Here is a 19,126-nt window from a genome sequence, read left to right on the forward strand (position 1 = left end):
TCCTAATCGCAGGCGCGTGGCTCGATCTTGCGCTCCGCCGCGAAACGCCGGGCCGACTCCGCCACCAGTTTGCGGATCAGGGCGCGGCGCGGCTCGATGGGGCCGGAGACGTCCAGCCAGCGCTCCCCGTCCCACTGCTGCACATGCAGCGGCACGATCCCCTCATGGTCGGCGCAGGTGATGCGCAGCGGCTGCATGAAGCCGTCCAGCCCCAGATCGGCCAGCCGTTCGGCGGTCAGGTCCAGATGATCGAAGCCCCAGGCGACCTGCGCCCCGGTCAGCGGCCGGCGCCCGTATTTGCCCTGCGCGGTGCGGATGGCCTCGACCAAGACGGCGGCGTTGAAGACCCCGCGGTTGTAGAGCACCGTGCCGATCTGCCCGGGATCGCCGGTTCCCAGCCCGTGGCCGTGGACCTGCTCGCGGATGGCGCGGATCACCGGCAGGTCCGCCCCGGCGGCGTGGAAGGCCACCGCCTTGTATCCGACCGCCGCCGCACCGACCGGCCGGACGTCCAGCTCCGACCCGGCCCACCAGACGCCGATCATGCGGTCGGCCGGATAGCCGGCGGCGGCGGCCTCGCGCAGGGCGGTGGAGTTCTGCACGCCCCAGCCCCACAGGATCACGTAATCGGGCCGGTAGTGGCGGGCGATCTGTGTCCAGACGGCGCGCTGGTCCAGCCCGGGCGGGGCGACGGGGAAGCTGCGCATCTCGAAGCCGAGCCGGCCGCGCAGCGCCTCCAGCATGGGCAGCGGCTCCTTGCCGAAGGCGCTGTCGTGATAGACGTAGGCGATTCTCCGCCCGCGCAGCCGCTCCGTCCCGCCCAGCTCCGTGGCGCCCAGCTCCGTTGCGATGTGGCTGATCGCGGCGTCGATGCCCGTCCAATAGCTGGCCGGGGCGTTGACCGCGTAGGGGAAGACCCGCCCGTCCGACACGTCCGCCCGCCCGTAGCCGGAGGAGAAGACCGGGATATGGTCGGCGGCCCCGCGTTCGATCAGGGCGTAGGTGATGCCGGTGGACAGCGGCAGGACGGCGGCGGCGCCGGTCGGCCCCTTGGCCTTCAGCCGCTCGTAGCAGTCCACCCCGCGGTCGGTGTTGTAGCCGGTGTCGCACTCTTCCCAGGCGATGGGCACCCCGCCGATGCCGCCATCGCGCCGGTTGACCAGCGTCAGATAATCGGCCACCCCGTCGGCCAGCGGGATGCCGTAGGGCGCGTAGGGGCCGCTGCGGTAGACAAGGTGGGGGAAAAACTGCGCCCCTTGCGGCGACTCCGAAGTGGCCTTGGCCGGGGCGCACAGCACCGCCATCGCCAGGGCCACCGCCGCCAAAGCTGGGGCGCGCCATGCCATTCCGTTTCCTCCACCCGTCGCGCGCCGGGCCGTTCCGCCCATTCGCTTGGTTGTCGTTTTGCGCGATTCTAGTACGGACCGGCCCCGTTTCGCACGAAGAGAGCGCAGCCCCCACGCTTCCGCTTGCCTGCCCTTTGCAAGGCGCCGTTTGAAGGGGGGCGGGATCGGCACTAAATCAGGCGGTTGAGACATGCGGAAACCATGGCCGCCGCCCGGCCGGTCCGCCAATAACGCGAAGGAGGGGTGCCGTGACGACGTTCACCGGTCAGGACTCGCTGAAAACCCGCCGTTCCCTGTCCGTCGGGGGCAAGAGCTACGATTATTTCAGCATCAAGGCTGCGGAGGACGCCGGGCTGGGCGACCTCTCCCGGCTGCCCTATTCCATGAAGGTGCTGCTGGAGAATCTCCTGCGCTTCGAGGACGGGCGCACCGTGTCCACCGACGACGTCAAAGCGGTGGCCCAGTGGCTTCACGACAAGCGGTCCGACCGTGAGATCGCCTATCGCCCGGCGCGCGTGCTGATGCAGGACTTCACCGGCGTGCCGGCGGTCTGCGATCTGGCGGCGATGCGCGAGGCGATGGCCGCGCTGGGCGGCGATCCCAAGAAGATCAACCCGCTGGTCCCGGTCGATCTGGTCATCGACCACTCGGTGATGGTCGATTACTTCGGCAACCCGTCCGCCTTCGAGAAGAACGTCGAGCTGGAGTTCGAGCGCAACCTGGAGCGCTACGCCTTCCTGCGCTGGGGCCAGAAAGCCTTCGACAATTTCCGCGTCGTGCCGCCGGGCACCGGCATCTGTCATCAGGTGAACGTCGAGTATCTGGCCCAGGGCGTGTGGACCGACAGCGACCCGTCGGGCAAGCTCGTCGCCTATCCCGACACGCTGGTCGGCACCGACAGCCACACCACCATGGTCAACGGGCTGGGCGTGCTGGGCTGGGGCGTCGGGGGCATCGAGGCGGAGGCGGCCATGCTCGGCCAGCCCATCTCCATGCTGATTCCCGAGGTTGTCGGCTTCAAGCTGACCGGGCGGCTGAAGGAGGGCACGACGGCCACCGACCTCGTGCTGACCGTCACCCAGATGCTGCGCAAGAAGGGCGTGGTCGGCAAGTTCGTGGAGTTCTACGGGTCCGGTCTGGACCACCTGACGCTGGCCGACCGCGCCACCATCGGCAACATGGCCCCGGAATACGGCGCCACCTGCGGCATCTTCCCGATCGACGCGGAGACCATCCGCTACCTGACCTTCACCGGCCGCGACGCCGACCGCGTGGCGATGGTCGAGGCCTACGCCCGCGCCCAGGGCATGTGGCGCGACGCCGGCACCCCGGACCCCGTCTTCACCGACACGCTGGAGCTGGACATGACGACGGTCGAGCCGTCGCTGGCCGGCCCGAAGCGCCCGCAGGACCGCGTGCCGCTGTCCCAGGCGGCGCAGAGCTTCAGCGGCGATCTGGTCGGCACCTTCAAGGCGGAGGACGCCGACCGCTCGGTCCCCGTCCAGGGCTGCGGCTACAACCTCGACCAGGGGGCGGTGGTGATCGCCGCCATCACCTCCTGCACCAACACCTCCAACCCGGCGGTGCTGGTGGCCGCCGGCCTGCTCGCCCGCAAGGCGGTGGAGAAGGGGCTGAAGTCCAAACCCTGGGTCAAGACCTCGCTGGCGCCGGGATCGCAGGTGGTCACCGACTATCTGGCCAAGGCCGGGCTCCAGCCCTACCTCGACCAGCTCGGCTTCAACATCGTCGGCTACGGCTGCACCACCTGCATCGGCAACAGCGGCCCGCTGCCCGACCCCATCGCCGCGGCGGTGGAGGAGGGCAACCTCGTGGTCGCCGCGGTGCTGTCGGGCAACCGCAACTTCGAAGGCCGGGTGAACCCGCACACGCGGGCGAACTATCTGGCCTCGCCGCCGCTGTGCGTCGCCTACGCGCTGGCCGGCAACATGAAGATCGACTTGGCCAAGGACCCCATCGGCACCGGCCATGACGGCCAGCCCGTCTATCTGAAGGACGTCTGGCCGACCAACCAGGAGGTCCAGGACGCCATCGACGCCTCGCTGTCGGCGGAGATGTTCCGCAGCCGCTACGGCAACGTGTTCGAGGGGCCGGAGCAGTGGCGCGGCATCCGGACCGCCGAGGGCCAGACCTACGAGTGGCAGGCGGGCAGCACCTACGTGAAGCTGCCGCCCTTCTTCGCCGACATGCCGAAGACCCCCGACGCGGTGAGCGACGTGCGGGGCGCCCGCGCGCTGGCCGTTCTGGGCGACAGCATCACCACCGACCACATCTCGCCCGCCGGCTCGATCAAGAAGACCAGCCCGGCCGGCGAGTATCTGTTGAGCCATCAGGTGCGCCCACAGGACTTCAACTCCTACGGCGCGCGGCGCGGCAACCACGAGGTGATGATGCGCGGCACCTTCGCCAACATCCGCATCCGCAACGAGATGCTGGCGGGCGTGGAGGGCGGCGAGACCCGGCACTACCCCTCGGGCGAGCAGTTGCCGATCTACACCGCGGCGATGCGCTACGCCCAGGAGGGCGTGCCGCTGGTGGTGATCGCCGGCAAGGAGTACGGCACCGGCTCCAGCCGCGACTGGGCGGCCAAGGGCACCAAGCTGCTGGGCATCCGCGCCGTGATCGCCGAGAGCTTCGAGCGCATCCACCGCTCCAACCTCGTCGGGATGGGCATCCTGCCGTTGCAGTTCAAGGACGGGCTGACCCGCAACGATCTGGCGCTGGACGGCACGGAGACCTTCGACATCGACGGCATCGAGCAGGACCTGCGCCCGCGCAAGGACGTGACGATGACCATCACCCGCGCCGACGGCCAGACCCGGCAGGTGCCGCTGCTGCTGCGCATCGATACGGTGGACGAGGTCGAGTATTACCGGAACGGCGGCGTGCTGAACTTCGTCCTGCGCAATCTGGCGAAGTAGCGATGGCCGCCGGGGCGGGGGGCGGCCACGCCTTCCCGCCTCGCGGCGTTCCGGTGGGGTATCACTCCCCGTAAGACGGGTCGGGGCTGCGCAGGCTCTCCTGGATGCTCTGCACGATCAGGGTGCTGCCACGGGTCGAGAAATGGCCCTGGTCCAGGAAGTAGAAGCCCTGGTCGTCCCTGATCCGGCAGAGCGGGTGGGCCTTGCAGGGGTCGGGGTCGCAGAAATAGTCAGAGGTGTCGACGAACTGCGCGCCTTGCGTCGCGGCGATGACCGGCTGGTCGGCGGCTCGGCCGGTGATCGAATAGGCCCGATCCGACTTCATGAAGTAGGTGTGGTCGTAGGGGTTGCGGAAGCGGAACACCGGGCTCTGCCCCAGCACCACGATGCGGATGCCCCGGTTCAGCAGGGCCTCCACGGTCGCGTGCAGGCGGCGGAGATCGAGGGCGTTCGTGTCCATGTACCATTCCCACCGCGCCGCCATGATAACGGTGCGGATGCCGTTGCGGTCGATGATCTCGTCGACGCGGCTGTTGAAGTCCTGGCAGTTCGGGCGGGCGTTGACGGACAGATCCCTGATGGGCGGGCAGCCCGACGCCGTGTACTGGACGATGTTGTAGGGCAGGGTGTCGGCGACGGTCTGGAGCCCCGGCACATAATGGGCCGCGAAGGAATCCCCCCACAGCAGGGCGGTGGGCGCCTCCGCCTTCAGGGGGCCGATCCGGCAGTTCTCCACGCCCGGCCACGCCTCGGGGGACTGGTCGGTTTCGAGGAAGCAGGTGTGTTCCTTGTAGAGTTCCCGCCCTGAGATGTCCTGCGGCGTGTAGTCGGTGAAGCGCTGCGGCAGCCCGTTGGACAGATGGCCGAGCAGCCCGACCCCCGCCAACCCCGCCATGACCCAGCCGGTCCGGGCGAAGACCTTGGACGGCCGGCGTCCCGACTCCGTCCCGAGATTTGCCCTGGGTTTGCGGAAGGGAATTTCGATCAGCCGCCAGGACAGCACGGACACCGCGGCGATGGCCGCGAGAAGGACCAGCGTCTCCTTGGTGGTCAGGTCCCGCCCCTTGTAGAACCGCGCGAAGACCATCAGCGGCCAATGCCAGATGTACATGGAGTAGGAGATCAGGCCGATGAAGACCATGGGGCGCAGCGTCAGCACTCTCCCGACCATCGTCGAGCCGCCCCGCCCCGCATGGATGATCAGCGCTGCGCCCAGGCAAGGCAGCAGCGCGGCGTAGCCTGGAAAGGCCGTGGCCTCGGATAGGGCGAACACGCTGACGAGGATCAGGGCGGCACCGACCATGCAGGCCAACTCCCGCACCGCGCGGCCGCGGATGTCCGGAACGGCGCCGAAGGCGAGAAGGGCGCCCAACACCAACTCCCACAGCCGGGGCGGCAGCAGGTAGAAGGCTGCCACCGGATGATCCCGGACCAGCGATACGCCCAAGGCGAAGGACGCCGCCGCCGCCGCCAGCAGGACGGCGACCCACACCGAACGCCCGTACGGGAGCAGGGCCAGCACGGCGAGTGGGAAGACGATGTAGAATTGCTGCTCCACCCCCAGCGACCAGGTGTGGAGAAGCGGGTTCATCTCCGCCGCGTTCTCAAAGTAACTGGACTTCAGATAATAGACGATGTTGGACGAGAACAGCGTGGTCGCCGCGAGGTTCTGGGAAAAACTCTTCAACTCCTGGGGCGACAGCAAAAACAGGGCGAGCACCGCGGTGACCGCCAGCGCCGCGAACAGGGCGGGAAGGATGCGGCGGATGCGGCGGACATAAAAGTCGGCGAGGGAAAAGCGGCCGCGCTGCGCGTCGTTCAGAACGATCGAGCCGATGAGGTAACCGGAAATCACGAAGAACACATCGACGCCGACGTATCCGCCGCTGAACAGGGAAAACTTCGCATGGAACAGCAGAACCGAAAGGATCGATACCGCGCGAAGGCCGTCGATGTCGGGGCGGTACGTCATGGGACCCGCAAGGTTTGGGTGGAACGGCGACGCGGGTCGGCGGTCCCGAACCCGGTTCTGCGGCGGGAGGCGAGCGACGAGGGAGGAGGGGAATGCCCGGCTACGCGAGGGGAAGCGGTGAGATCGCTCTCTGACAACTCAATGAAGACTGAAAGACTTCACGGCGTAGGCGTAAATTTGGCGTTCTTATCGCCTGGATTGCCTTATTGTTTTCGATGCCCTTGATAGGAAAGTGCCTGTGATTTCGATGGTATGCCATCGCGACGGCGTGTTGAAGTGAATTATTGAATGAAAGCCTTAGGGTGTCGGCACTTTGAATGACCTAACAAGAATTCAACGGTAATGGCCGCCCAATGGTGATAGAGAAAGAACCCGTTATTGCGTGGGGTGTCCGCCTCTGTTCGGGTTTTCACAGGGTCTTCGTGTGCGTTGAGGGGGCGCTGGTTACGGACCCGTCTTCTCCGTCCAGCCCGCCTCGCGGACCGCCGCCGCGTAACTGCGGCTGACCGGCACGCGACGGCCGTTGCGCAGAACCAGCACCAGCTTGCCGTCCGGCTTGCGCTCTACCCCGGCGACGGCCGCGGCGGCGACCCAGTGGGAGCGGTGGACCTGCATCCCCTCAAGCCCGGCCAGCTCCGCGATGGCGTCGCGCAGCCGCATCAGGATCAGGTCGCTGCCCTCCGCCGTGTGGACGCGGACGTAATGGTCCTCCATCTCCAGCGCCAGAAGGTCCCGGCCGAGCCGCGCGGGCAGGCGGGCGAGGAAGGTGGGCTCCGGCCGCTCCGCCGGGGATGCCGGTGCGTTGCCCGGAACGGGCGGGGATGGCGGCGGCGTGGGGCCGGCGAGAAGCCCGCGGTCGCGCAACTCCAGCCAGACCGGAATGGCGGACACCAGCAGGGTGACGAGGACGACGTAGACGAACAGCTCCGCCAACCCCAGCGGGCGCAAAAAATCCATCCCGCGCAACGTCCTTTCAAGCAGCGCCACGGTCAGCGTCATCAGCGCCGCCACCGCCAGGATCACCCCGGCCAGCATGGCGCGCCACGCCCCCGCCCGCTCCCTCAGCCGATGGCCGGCGGCCAGGGTCAGAAGCTCGAAGGCGAGACCGCCCAGCCCGATCAGCCCGCACCAGTAAGCCAGCCGCTGCGCCAGCGTCAGATCCGCGAAGGTGCCGAACGGACCCAGCAGGGTCAGCACCAGCGCGGCGGCCAGCAGCACGGGCAGGCGCCGGCCCAGCAGCCGGCGGTGGTAGGGCGTGCGGGGCTGCCCCGCCGCGGGAGCCTCCGTTTCACGCATCGTGAAACGTCGCTTCCGGCGTTTCGCGAAGCCGCATCCCGCCGGTCCCGCAGCGGCGGTGGCCCGCCGACCGCTCCTTCAGGCATGGAAGGGACCGGGTTGGAAAGGCGATGGTTCCCCCGCGGCGAAGGAAAGGGACAGGAAATGGGAGGCGCATGTCGGGTCGGATTGGGGTTGGTCGGCGCGATGACGCTGGCCCTCGCCGCGGCGGGAGTCTGCGCGGGGGAGCTTCGCGCAACCATCGGCAACGTCAAGCCCCAACAGGGCAAACTGTGGATCGCTTTGTATGACGGCGCCGATGCCTACAAAGCGGAGCGGCGTTTCGCCGGGCAAATCCTGGAGGCGTCGGGGACGGAGGTGACGGCGGTTTTCGCCAGGCTGCCGGCGGGGCGCTACGGAGTCGCTGTGTTTCAGGATCGGAACGGCGACTCGGTGCTCACCACAAACCTGCTGGGTATGCCGGGCGAGCCCTACGGCTTCAGCGGCGGGGCGACGGGCAGCGCCTTCGGCCCGCCGGCCTTCGACGCCTTCGCCCTGGCGGTGCCGGACGGGGGGACGGTGACCGCCAGGGTGCCCCTGACGGAGTGAACCGCCGTTCCGGGCAACCGGAGCCGTGCCGTGGAGGGCTCCTCACGCGCTGGCGGAGCGGGCGGACTGTTCCAGCGACTTGATGTGGGACAGGCCGGGCAGGATTTCCGACTTCACGAACTCCATGCGCCGGTTCGGGCCGCCGCCGCCGCGGGCGAAGCGGGCCTTCCACAGGTCCATCTTCACCGCCAGACCGCACAGCACGCCGCCGATGGTGACGTGGTGGGAGGCGATCAGCTCGCGGATGGAATGGAAGGTCTCGGCGTTGATGTCGCGCCAGAAGTCCTTGGACCGGTTGTCGAAGCTCTCGAACCGCCCGGTGATCGAGGTGGAGATGTCGGTCAGGTCGCGGCTGATCTCGTCGAGCATGCGCATCTGCCGGGCGTCGCGCTTGACCTCGGTCGAGCTGCGGATCTCGGCCATCCAGGATAGGAAGCGCTGGATCTCCGGGACGATGTCGTCCAGGCATTTCTTGAAATAGGCCAGCGACAGGAAGATGTCTCCGTACTCCTCGAGGAATTGGGGGATCTCCCCCAGCTCGATGTCCAGCCGGTCGGCCATCATGCGCAGGTTGCGCAGCGCCTCGTCCCGGTTGGGATTGGAGAACATGCCGATGATGTCCTTCACGTCCTGGACCTGCATGTCCTCGGACCCGTAGACATACTCGACCAGCGGGCGCGTGAAGACGCGCATGTAGTTGGTCAGCTCCTCCTTCTTGCGGTCGGACAGGGTCAGCGACTCGATGCTGTTGACATCGATGTTCATCCGCCGCAGCTCGATGCGGGAGGTGTAGACGTCGAAGCTGGAGGCAGCGGCGATCTTCTCGATCTTGACGAGGTCGCGCTCCACCTCCTCCTTGTAGGATTCGAAATAGGCGGTGAGGTGGCGCGGCGAGACCTGCCCGCTGCCGGTCTGGACGTCGTGGAACATCTCGACGACGGTCTGCAACCGCACGTTCTTGATCAGCCGGGCGTGCTGAAGACCCGGCGTTTCCAGCGGGATGGCCGACAGCGGCATGATGTGCAGCGCGTCGCGGGCCTCGTCCTCCCACTGCCTGCGCCGGCCTCCGCCCTGGGGACGTGCCGACTTGTCCCCCGCAACCTCGGCCACAGCCTCGCTGGTGTCTGCCCCGTCGCTCAATGCCATCTCCCCGCAAGCCGGCGCCCATCCGCCCGCTTGGCCACTTTCGCGGTCCCCCACAAGGATAGCGGGTTGAGGGGGGCAGGCAAGGGTTGAAGGGGGCGTCCCGGAGCAATGTCATAGCACCGGACGTACAGAAACGAAAAGGGCCGGTCCGCGGTGGACCGGCCCTTTCGCAACCTTCCGTGGGGTTTTTCGGCCGGAGAGGTTTCGGCGAAACCTCCGGGCGTCATCAGCGGGACGCCCCGGGCGTCAATGGACGCTCAGCGGCTCCATGTCGTTCTGGCGGACGGTGGCGAAGGCCACGTCGCGCTCGGCCAGCACCGTCAGCGGCGTGCCGTCGGCGGCGTGGACGGAGAAGGCCGGGGCGTCGTCGACGGTCACCGGCCGGACATAGGCCACATGGTCCAGCCCGAAGGTGGCGAAGTCCTGGGGCGACAGTTGGCGCAGGAAGGCCGCGGCCTTGTCGGTGTCGAAGCTGTTCATGACGCAGTCCTTTGGACGAATCGGTCGATGAGGTGTGGGCGGCGGGCAGTCGCGCTTGTTGGCGCCGAAACCGGTCAGGCGTCGCCGCGGTCGGGGGCGACGTCGATGGTCTGCGGTCCGGCGGTGCCGCTGGCGGCCTGGGCGGGCTGCTCGATCTTGATGGTGCGGACCTTCGGTTCCGGCAGGGGCCGCTTGAGGTCGATGTTGAGCAGGCCGTTGTCGAGCGAGGCGCCGACCACCTCGATCCCCTCCGCCAGCACGAAGCTGCGCTGGAACTGCCGGGCGGCGATGCCGCGGTGCAGGTAGATGCGCGAGCGGTCGTCGGTCTGGCGGCCGCGGATGACGAGCTGGTTGTCCTCGATCTGGACCGACAGGTCTTCGGAGGTGAAGCCGGCCACGGCCAGCGTGATGCGCAGGCCCTCGTCCCCGATCTGTTCGATGTTGTAGGGCGGATAGCCTTCCGCGGAATTCTTGGCGATGCGGTCCAGCGTGCGCTCGAACTGGTCGAAGCCCAGGAGCAGCGGACTGTTGAAGAGCGAAAGACGTGTCGTCACGGCGCATCCTCCTCGAGAGGCGAGCGAGTTGCACATTGGGCCCGTTTCCGGCGCCCGGCTGGCTGGCGGCCCGAAAGGGGAGGATCGGCGCCGCTCCGTCATAGATTGGGGTAGGCCGCCCGGCGGTCAAGGTTCGCCGTTGCGGCAAAGCGCTCGCGCCCTCCGGCAGGGCAACCGGTGGCTTGGAGTCAGACGAGGGGATTGGCGGCTGGTGCTGTGAAGACGAAGCGCCGGCTGGACCAGTAGTTCCAGGCGAAGGTGACGGCGGTCGCCGCGATCTTGGCGACCAGCGGCGGAACGGCGGGGACCAGCAGACCGACCACCAGCGTGGACAGCGCCAGCCCGACGAGGTTGAAGGCGAGGAACAGCGGCAGGCGGCGGGCCATGGGCGCCGCCTCGCGGCGCAGGCGGAAGGTCCAGCTGCGGTTCAGCAGGAAGCTGCACAGCACCCCGGCGCCGTAGCCCACGGCGTTGGCGGCCAGAACGGGCGCCCCGGCCAGCGACACCAGCGCCAGGAACAGCGCGAAATCCACCCCGGTGTTCAGCAGGCCGACCAGGGCAAAGCGGATGGCCGTCCAGGGAACGGCCCGTCCCCGGCCTTCCGTGCCGCTCAACTGTTGGCCCCGCTCTTGGCCTCGATGCGTGAGAAGGCTCCGGCGGCGGCGGCGATGCCGGTCCCCAGATGCACCACGACGGGGTCCGGCGCGGCCTGCACGCCGGCTTCGGCGGCCGCGGTCTGGGCGGCGGCTTGGGCAGCGACCTGGGCGGCCATGGCGTCCGGATGGCGGGCGATACGGTCCACCACGAACAGCGGCCGCTGTTTCGTCTCCATGTAGAGCCGCCCCAGATACTCGCCCAGGACGCCCAGGATCAGCAGCTGCGTGCTGCCCAGCACCAGCGAGACGACCATCACGCTGGTCCAGCCGGGAACCGTCGCGTGCTGCGACCAGCTCACCAGCGCGTAGCCCAGCGCCAGCACCGCGCACAGCGCGAAGAAGAAGCCGACGTAGGAGGCGGCGCGCAGCGGCTTGATGGAGAAGCTGGTGATGGCGTCCACCGCGAAGCGGATCATCTTGCCCAGCGGGTACTTGGTCTCGCCGACGGCGCGGGCCTGCCGGTCGTAGGGCAGCGGCTCCTGCTTCAGCCCGATCCAGCTCACCATGCCGCGGATGAAGCGGTGCTGCTCCGGCATGGCGTTCAGCACCTCCAGGGCGCGGCGGCTCATCAGACGGAAGTCGCCGGTGTCCTTGGGGATTTCGATGTCGACCAGCCGGTCGAGCAGGCGGTAGAACAGCGCCGCCGTGCCCTTCTTGAACCACGTCTCGCCGTCGCGGGCCATGCGGGTGCCGTAGACCACGTCGGCCCCGGCGTCCATGCGGGCCATCATGGTGGTGAGCAGCTCCGGCGGGTCCTGCAGGTCGGCGTCGATGATCAGGATGCGTTCGCCCCGGCAGACGTGGAGTCCGGCGGTCAGGGCGAGTTGGTGGCCATGGTTTCGCGACAGCCGCACCCCCGTCACCGCCGGATCGTCGTGCACCAGAGTGGCGATGCGGCTCCAGGTGCCGTCGCGCGATCCGTCATCCACCAGGATCAGCTCATAGCCCTCCCCGACCTCGGCGCGGCAGGCCGCGGTCACCCGGCGGTGCAATTCGCCGATTCCCTCGGCCTCGTTGTAGCAGGGAACCACCACGGACAACCGCGGGGCCCCGGCAACGGCGTGCTGCATAAACCTTCTCCCGTCACCGCCTCCGGTCCGCGTCCCCCCGGCCCGATGGCCGTCCTGCCGATGCTTTCCATGGCGTGAATCCCAAAGGAGGACCCCTTCGGGCGAGAGCGCGGTCTTCGGGCGACACCGGCGCGGTACCGCCGGCATCCCGCTTCGCCAACGGGATTGAAGGCCCTTTTGCCCCGCCGGAATTCGGTACTAACCCGGTCATGCGGCCGCCGGGCCGGACCGCCCGGCGGAAATCCCCGGAACGTCACAGGCCTATGGCATTTGCGACGATTGCCGGTGTGGAAGGGGTGCCCCGAAGGGCGTGGTGCGGTGCGGAACGCGGGACCTTTCCCGCCCCGCCGTGCCGTCGCTCCGCTACCCCGTATGGTGATCCCGAACAGGTTGCCTCTGTCGGGCTGCCCAGGATGGACGACCACCTCCGGCGCGGCACGTCCTTTGCGTGACCGGAAACGACAGGCGGACCGAAACGGAGCGGCATCCGCCCGTATGCCGGGAATGCGTCGCACGATGCGAATCCGTCTCTCGCCGCACAGGCAAAATGCGAAACGGGACCGCCAGGGGGTTGTGATGACCATGCTTTCCAGTGAACTGCTGCTCGGGCTGGCGCAGAACATCGGGCTGTTCGCGGTCGTGGCGGTCGTCTTCCTGCAGATCCGCAGCCGTGCCGCCGGCTGGCCGGCGCCGCTGGCCAATGCCCTCCTGGGCCTGATGTTCGGCGGGGTGGCGGTGCTGGGCATGGCCGATCCGGTGCGGGTGGCGCCCGGCCTGTTCATCGACGCGCGCAACGTGATGGTCGGGCTGGCCGGGCCGTTCGGCGGCGCTCTGGCCGGGGCGGGGGCGGCGGCGGTGTCGGGGGCCTTCCGCCTCTGGCTGGGCGGTCCGGGCGCGGTGGCGGGGGTGACCTCGCTGGTCGGGGCGGGGCTGATCGGCATGCTGGTGGGGGCGGCGGCGCAGCGGTCCGGGCGGTTCGGCAATCGGCATCTGATCGCGCTGGCCCTGCTGGTGACGGTGATGGCGCCCTTCAGCTTCCTCCTGCTGCCCTCCGATACGGCCCGCCGTCTGGTCGACACCGCGCTGGTTCCGCTGAGCCTCGGCAACTTTCTCGGCACGCTGGCGCTGGGCACCTTCCTGCGCAAGGAACAGGAGCGCTGCGATCTCCAGATCGCCCTCACCGAAAGCCAGCGCCGATTCACCGCGACGGTGGCGAACCTGCCGGGCGGTGTGTACCAGCGGGTGCTGACGGTGGACGGCCGGTTGCGCTTCCCCTACTGCAGCCCCGGCTTCTTCCAGGTGATGGGGCTGCCGGCGACCGAGCGGGTGACGCTGGAGTCGCTGAACCGCATCCTCCACCCCGAAGACCGCCCGCGGCTGCTCGCCTCGATCCACGCTTCCGCCGAGACGCTGCAGCCCTGGCGGCTGGAATACCGGATCATCTGGCCGAACGGCGACATCCGCTGGATCAGCGTCTCCAGCCGCGCGGCGCGGCGCGACAACGGCGACATCGTGTGGGACGGCATCGTCACCGACGTCACCGAGACCAAGCGCAACGAGCAGGCGCTGATCCAGGCCCGCCTGGAGGCCGAGGCGGCCAGCCGCGCCAAGGCCGAGTTCCTGGCGACCATGAGCCACGAGATGCGCACCCCGCTGAACGGCATCCTGGGCTTTGCCCGCCTGCTTCTGGACGAGGATCTGACGCCCCGGCAGCGCCGCCACGCCCGCTTGGTGCACGACGCCGGGCGGTCGCTTCTGACGGTGATCGAGGATGTGCTGGACTTCTCGCGCATCGAGGCGGGGCGGCTGGTGCTGAACGACACCTCCTTCGCCATCCGCGACCTGATCGCCAATTGCGCGGCGGTGCTGCGCCTGGAGGCCGAGGCGAAGGGGCTGACGTTGCACGCCGCCGTGGCTTCGGACGTGCCGGACTGGCTGCGCGGCGATCCCGACCGGCTGCGGCAAGTGGTGTTGAACCTGCTGGCCAACGCTGTGAAGTTCACCGAGCATGGCGACGTCGGCCTGACCGTCGTGAAGATCGCCGACACCCCCGGCGGTCCGCATCTGACGATCAGCGTCGCCGACACCGGAATCGGCATCCCGTCCGACCGGCAGGGCCAGCTCTTCCAGCGCTTCAGCCAGATCGACCGGTCGCGCGGGGGCACCGGTCTCGGCCTCGCCATCAGCCGGCGGCTCGTGGAGATGATGGGCGGGACGGTCGGGGTGCAGAGCCAGGCGGGCGTCGGCTCGACCTTCTGGTTGTCGCTGGTCCTGCCCGAAGCCGATCCGCCCGCCGGGAGCGGCGCCCCTTGCGCGGCGGAACTGCTGGTCCACCGCCGTCCGGCCCGCATCCTGCTGGCCGAGGATCTGGCGATGAACCGGGAGCTGATCACGGCCATGCTGCAGGGGGCGGGGCACCGCGTGGACGCCGTCGCCAACGGGCGGCAGGCGGTGGAAGCGGTGCAGCGCGGCGCCTGCGATCTCGTGCTGATGGACGTGCACATGCCGGAATTGGACGGTCATTCCGCCACACGGGCGATCCGCGGCCTGCCGCCGCCGGTTGGGATTATCCCGATCCTGGCGATGAGCGCCAGCGCGCTGCCCGACGAGGTTCGGCGCTGCCACGACGCCGGCATGAACGGTCACATCGCCAAGCCGGTGGACCGCGCCACCATGCTGGACGCGATCGACGCCGCCTTGGGCTGGGCCGTCCAGGGCGGCCGGGCGGCCGAAGCAACCGACGGCTCCGCGGAACGGGGTGCCATGGCCGAGACCTTCACGGCGGTGGAGCCGATCTCGCTCCGTCAGCCGCTCGACCGCGCGATGCTGGCCCGGCTGTCCGACGAGATGGGGGACGAGGCGTGCGACCGTATGGCCGCCGCCTTCCTCGACGAGCTGCCCCAGCGGATAGGGCGCCTGCGCATGGGCGGTGAATCCGGCTGCGCGCTGGCGGAAGCGCAGGCCCTGATCGCCCCGTCGGCCAATTTGGGGCTGGTCCGTCTGGCGTCCGCCTGCCGCGCGCTCAGCGCCGCCCTGCGCTCCGGCCGCCGGCACGAGGCGGAGGGGCTGGCCGGCAGCGTTCTGGACGCCGCGGAGGAGGGGGCGGAGGCATTGCGCGACACGCTGTCCCGCAGCCGGGGGGACAGCCGTTTCAAGTCTCTTGCGAAGGATATCGTCCGGACGCCATAATTCCCATGTGCGGCACCTTTCTCTCCTCCGGCGTGCGCCGGATCTGGCGGACACCGGCGATGGACGAAGCTTTTCTGACGGCGGAGGGACACGCCGCGGCCCCCCGCACGCGGCTGCGGACGCTGTTGACGACCATCGTCGGGGTGATCGCCCTGTTCGGAGTCGGCCTGTGGGGGGCCGCCACCTGGGCCGACCGCGACGAGGCGGTGAGCCACGCCCGTGACCGGACGCTGAACGCCGCCCGCCTGCTGCACGAGCATGTGCGCCGCACCGTCGCCACCAGCGATCTCATTCTGCAGCGCGTCGACGACCGGCTCCGCGCGCGGGAGGTGGAGGCGGTCGGGCGCGACCTGCCGCTGTGGCAGGAACTGCGCGCGATGTCCGACGCCATGCCGGAGGTCAGTTCCATCTGGATTTTCGACGCCGCCGGAAACGGGCTGCTGACCACGCGCCAGTATCCGTCGCCGCCAATGAACAACGCGGACCGCGCCTTCTTCCAGGCTCACCGGAACGGCGAGACCTTCCACATCGGCGGGATGATCCGGGGGCGGCTGTCCGGCCGGCCGACCTTCACCATCAGCCGCCGCATCGGGACGGTGGAGAATTTCCAGGGCGTCGCCAACATCGCCCTGGACCTCGATTATTTCCGTTCCTTCTTCGACGGGCTGAACATCGGACGCGGGGGCGCCGTCGCCGTGTACCGCGAGGACGGGACCCTGCTGTTCAGCCTGTCGGGCCAGGACACCGCCGCATCGCTGTCCGCGGCGCCCCCCGACATGCCTCCGGTGACCCGACCAATGGACGAGGCGCCGCGGGCCATCGGCGGCACGATCTTCAGCCAGTCTCCGGTGGATGGATCGGAGCGGATCGTCGCGAACCTGCGGGTTCAGGATCTACCGCTGATCGTGCAGGTCGGGGTGTCGCGGGACGAGGCGCTGACGCCCTGGCGCGAGCGCACGATCCATGGCGGCCTGCTGGTCCTGCTGGCGGTGGCCGCCTGCGCGGCGCTGGCGCTGGCGGCGGCGCGCAGCCTGTCGCGCGAGGAGGTGGGGCGCCGTCGGCTGGCCGAGACGAACGCCGACCTGGATGCCACCGCCCGCAGCCTGGAGTTGGCCAACCGCGCCTTCGCCGGGGCCAACCGCCGGCTGAACCTGATCCTGCAATCCGCGTCGGAAGGGATCTGCGGCGTGGACCGCGACGAGCGGATCACCTTCGCCAACCCCGCCGCCTGCGCGCTGACCGGCTACAGCAACGAGGAGATGCTGGGCCGCAGCCTGCATGTGCTGCTTCACCACACCCGCGCCGACGGCACGCCGGCGCCGACCATCGACTGCCCGGTCTTCGAGGTGCTGCGCACCGGCGAGGCGCGGGGCGGCTCGGAAGACATCTACTGGCGCAAGGACGGCACCAGCTTCCCGGTGGAGTTCGCGGCCTCCCCCATGCTGGAGGACGGCCGGGTGGAGGGCGCGGTGGTCGTCTTCCACGAGATCGCCGAGCGCAAGCGGGCCGAGGAGGCGCTCCGCCAAGCCAAATCCGTGGCCGAGGCGGCCAGCCGCGCCAAGAGCGAATTCCTGGCCAACATGAGCCATGAGATCCGCACGCCGATGAACGCCATCCTGGGGCTGGTCCACCTGCTCCAGCAGACCGACCTGTCGACGCGCCAGCGCGACTACGCCCAGAAGATCCGCGTGTCGGCCCAGTCGCTGCTCGGCATCCTGAACGACATCCTGGACTTTTCCAAGGTGGAGGCCGGCAAGCTGGAGCTGGAGCGGGTGGAGTTCCGCCTGGACGACCTGCTGCAGAACCTGGCGGTGATCGTCGGCGCGGCGGCGCAGGACAAGGACATCGAGGTTCTGTTCTCGGTCGGGCCGGAGGTTCCGCTCGACCTCGTCGGCGACCCCTTGCGCCTTCAGCAGGTGCTCATCAACCTCGCCGGCAACGCCATCAAGTTCACCGAGGCGGGGGAGGTGGTGGTGTCCGTCCGCGCCGTCGAGGTGGTGGAGGAGCGGGCGGTCCTGACCTTCTCCATCCGCGACACCGGAATCGGCATCGACGCGGAGCAGAAGGAACGGCTGTTCCAGGCCTTCAGCCAGGCCGACAGCTCCACCACCCGGCGTTACGGCGGCACCGGCCTCGGGCTGGCCATCTGCACGCGGCTGGTCGCCCTGATGGGCGGCGCCATGGATGTGACGAGCGAGCCGGGCCGGGGCAGCGATTTCCATTTCACCGCCGTTTTCGGGAATCCCGTCTTCGGGCAGGCCGCTTTCGGAAATGCCGGGCGGGTGGGAGAGCGTCCGTCGCGGTTCTCCGCCGTGCCGCGCGGCCTCTCGGTGCTGGTGGTGGACGACAATCACACGGCGCGCGAAGTGCTGGCCGAACTGGTCGTCTCCTTCGGTTGGCGGGCGTCGCTCTGCGCCTCCGGGCCTGAGGCGATCGCGGAGCTGGAGCGCGCGACCGCCGCCGGGCAGCCCTACGACATCGTGCTGATGGACTGGAAGATGCCGGGGATGGACGGGCTGGAAACCTCCCGCCGCATCCGCGAGGACGGGCTGGTAAAGGCGCCGGTCATCATCGTGGTCTCCGCCTTCGGCCGCGAGCGGATGGGGGATGCGGGAGCACCGGACCTGGGCCTGAGCGGCGCGCTGGTGAAGCCGGTCACCGCCTCCTCCCTGCTCGATGCGGTGATCGACGCCTTTGGGCGCGGCGCGGAGGGCGAGGCGCTGGAGACGATCCCGCTGCACCCCTGCGCGCCGGTCCCCGCCGGCCTTCTCCGCCCGCCGCAACGGCGCCCGCTGTTCGGGCAGCGCCTGCTGCTGGTGGAGGACAACAGCATCAGCCAGGAGGTGGCCCGCGAGATCCTGGAGCGCGCCGGTGCCCGCGTGACCCTGGCCGGCAACGGGCGCGAGGCGGTCGCCCGGGTCGAGGAGGCGAATCCGCCCTTCGATCTCGTCCTGATGGACGTGCAGATGCCGGAGATGGACGGATTCGAGGCGACGCGCCGGCTGCGCGCCCGGCCCGCCGGGCAGGGGCTGCCGATCATCGCCATGACCGCCAGCGCCCTGCCGTCCGACCGCCAGCGTTGCCTGGACGGCGGCATGGACGACCACATCGCCAAGCCGATCGACGTGGAGCAACTGTTTTCCGTGGTGACGCGCTGGCTTGGCCAGCCGTCGGCGACGCCCGGCATGCCGCTTCTGCCCAAGGCCGTGCCGTCCCACGCCCGTGGAGCGCTTCCCGCCGACCTGCCGGGCATCGACGTGAAGGACGCGCTGCACCGCCTCGACGGCGACGTCGGGCTGTTCCGCAAATTCGTCACCGACTTCGCCCGGACCTACGACGGGGCGGCGGACGGCATCGCCTCGGCGCTGGCCGCCGGCGACCTGCCGCGGGCCAAGGCGCTGGGGCATGAGCTGAAGAGCCTGGCGGGCAACATCGGCGCGCGGACGTTGTCCGCCGCCGCGGACGCGGTGCAGGTCGCCGCCTTCCGCGGGGACGGGGCGGCGGCGGCGCAGCAGCTGCCGGTTCTGCGCGCGGAGCTGGAGGCGGTGCTGGACTCCGCCGCCCGGCTCGCTGCCGCCCGGTTGGCCGTTGCGCCGGGACACGCCCCCGGCCTCCCGCCGGGCGGTGGCGGTCCGGCGATGGACATCGCAACGCTGGAGCCCATGCTGGAGCGCTTCGCCCGGCTGCTGCGTGACAGCAACTTCGCCGCCGCGGAGGAGTTCGCCGTTCTGGCCCCGCCGCTGGCCGACTGGATCGACCCGGCGGCCATGAAGGCGCTCTCGTCGGCGGTCGACGGCCTCGATTTTACAAAAGCTCAAGGAATCTTGCGCAGGATCACCCAGGACCTCGGTCTGAGCCTTCCGGCCGACTGACCCGCTTCGCACCAGGAA

Annotated in this window: 12 protein-coding genes; 4 read left to right on the forward strand and 8 right to left on the reverse strand. The window is 69.3% G+C overall.

Annotated elements, in window-relative coordinates:
- Nucleotides 1–2: 2 nt before the first annotated feature.
- Nucleotides 3–1,346, reverse strand: a complete 1,344-nt coding sequence (locus ACWPXE_RS28045; protein ID WP_454020446.1) for an ABC transporter substrate-binding protein — start codon at nt 1,344–1,346, stop codon at nt 3–5.
- Nucleotides 1,347–1,594: 248 nt separating this feature from the next.
- On the opposite strand from ACWPXE_RS28045, the gene acnA reads away from it, so the two are divergent.
- Entirely contained in the window at nt 1,595–4,285 is a 2,691-nt protein-coding gene (gene acnA, locus ACWPXE_RS28050; RefSeq protein ID WP_454020447.1) for an aconitate hydratase AcnA, read from the forward strand.
- A 61-nt stretch (nt 4,286–4,346) separates the two neighbouring features.
- Here acnA and ACWPXE_RS28055 read toward each other — a convergent pair whose 3' ends face one another.
- On the reverse strand, nt 4,347–6,257 hold the full coding sequence (locus ACWPXE_RS28055; protein WP_454020448.1) for an acyltransferase family protein: 1,911 nt from the start codon (nt 6,255–6,257) through the stop codon (nt 4,347–4,349).
- Nucleotides 6,258–6,701: 444 nt separating this feature from the next.
- The gene (locus ACWPXE_RS28060) at nt 6,702–7,553 is read right to left on the reverse strand and encodes a LytTR family DNA-binding domain-containing protein (protein WP_454020449.1); all 852 of its coding nucleotides are present in this window, start codon (nt 7,551–7,553) and stop codon (nt 6,702–6,704) included.
- 186 nt (nt 7,554–7,739) lie between these two features.
- Between ACWPXE_RS28060 and ACWPXE_RS28065 the strand changes: the two genes are divergently transcribed.
- Nucleotides 7,740–8,141 carry a DUF2141 domain-containing protein gene (locus ACWPXE_RS28065; protein WP_454020450.1) on the forward strand — a complete coding sequence of 134 codons (402 nt, stop codon included), beginning with the start codon at nt 7,740–7,742 and terminating at the stop codon, nt 8,139–8,141.
- Nucleotides 8,142–8,183: 42 nt separating this feature from the next.
- On the opposite strand, the gene ACWPXE_RS28070 is transcribed toward ACWPXE_RS28065, so the two are convergent.
- The 5 genes from ACWPXE_RS28070 to ACWPXE_RS28090 all read right to left on the reverse strand — a co-directional run bounded on the left by ACWPXE_RS28070 (nt 8,184) and on the right by ACWPXE_RS28090 (nt 12,047).
- Complete coding sequence (locus tag ACWPXE_RS28070) at nt 8,184–9,281, reverse strand: hypothetical protein (RefSeq protein ID WP_454020451.1); 1,098 nt, start codon at nt 9,279–9,281, stop codon at nt 8,184–8,186.
- 252 nt (nt 9,282–9,533) lie between these two features.
- A complete protein-coding gene (locus tag ACWPXE_RS28075) occupies nt 9,534–9,767 on the reverse strand; it encodes a DUF1150 family protein (protein WP_014239221.1) in 234 nt (77 codons plus the stop codon).
- 74 nt (nt 9,768–9,841) lie between these two features.
- Nucleotides 9,842–10,321 carry an Hsp20 family protein gene (locus ACWPXE_RS28080; RefSeq protein ID WP_014239222.1) on the reverse strand — a complete coding sequence of 160 codons (480 nt, stop codon included), beginning with the start codon at nt 10,319–10,321 and terminating at the stop codon, nt 9,842–9,844.
- Nucleotides 10,322–10,509: 188 nt separating this feature from the next.
- Nucleotides 10,510–10,935, reverse strand: coding sequence for a GtrA family protein (locus tag ACWPXE_RS28085; RefSeq protein WP_454020452.1), 426 nt, complete (start codon nt 10,933–10,935; stop codon nt 10,510–10,512).
- Nucleotides 10,932–12,047 carry a glycosyltransferase family 2 protein gene (locus tag ACWPXE_RS28090; RefSeq protein ID WP_454020453.1) on the reverse strand — a complete coding sequence of 372 codons (1,116 nt, stop codon included), beginning with the start codon at nt 12,045–12,047 and terminating at the stop codon, nt 10,932–10,934. Before ACWPXE_RS28090 ends, ACWPXE_RS28085 begins: the two co-directional genes overlap by 4 nt.
- Nucleotides 12,048–12,623: 576 nt before the next feature.
- Here ACWPXE_RS28090 and ACWPXE_RS28095 point away from each other — a divergent pair.
- Both ACWPXE_RS28095 and ACWPXE_RS28100 read left to right on the forward strand, forming a co-directional pair.
- Nucleotides 12,624–15,236 (forward strand): ATP-binding protein, encoded by a 2,613-nt coding sequence (locus ACWPXE_RS28095; protein WP_454020454.1) that lies wholly within the window; start codon nt 12,624–12,626, stop codon nt 15,234–15,236.
- 59 nt (nt 15,237–15,295) lie between these two features.
- Nucleotides 15,296–19,108, forward strand: coding sequence for a response regulator (locus ACWPXE_RS28100; RefSeq protein ID WP_454020455.1), 3,813 nt, complete (start codon nt 15,296–15,298; stop codon nt 19,106–19,108).
- The last annotated feature ends 18 nt before the right edge of the window (nt 19,109–19,126 follow it).

Source organism: Azospirillum sp. Marseille-Q6669 (genome assembly GCF_965111635.1).

Excerpts from the sequence above, each read along its gene's own strand:
- ACWPXE_RS28045 (WP_454020446.1), bottom strand. The coding sequence starts at position 1,346 with ATGGCATGGCGCGCCCCAGCTTTGGCGGCGGTGGCCCTGGCGATGGCG.
- ACWPXE_RS28055 (WP_454020448.1), bottom strand. The coding sequence starts at position 6,257 with ATGACGTACCGCCCCGACATCGACGGCCTTCGCGCGGTATCGATCCTT.
- ACWPXE_RS28060 (WP_454020449.1), bottom strand. The coding sequence starts at position 7,553 with ATGCGTGAAACGGAGGCTCCCGCGGCGGGGCAGCCCCGCACGCCCTAC.
- ACWPXE_RS28065 (WP_454020450.1), top strand. The coding sequence starts at position 7,740 with ATGACGCTGGCCCTCGCCGCGGCGGGAGTCTGCGCGGGGGAGCTTCGC.
- ACWPXE_RS28075 (WP_014239221.1), bottom strand. The coding sequence starts at position 9,767 with ATGAACAGCTTCGACACCGACAAGGCCGCGGCCTTCCTGCGCCAACTG.
- ACWPXE_RS28090 (WP_454020453.1), bottom strand. The coding sequence starts at position 12,047 with ATGCAGCACGCCGTTGCCGGGGCCCCGCGGTTGTCCGTGGTGGTTCCC.
- ACWPXE_RS28095 (WP_454020454.1), top strand. The coding sequence starts at position 12,624 with ATGACCATGCTTTCCAGTGAACTGCTGCTCGGGCTGGCGCAGAACATC.
- ACWPXE_RS28100 (WP_454020455.1), top strand. The coding sequence starts at position 15,296 with ATGGACGAAGCTTTTCTGACGGCGGAGGGACACGCCGCGGCCCCCCGC.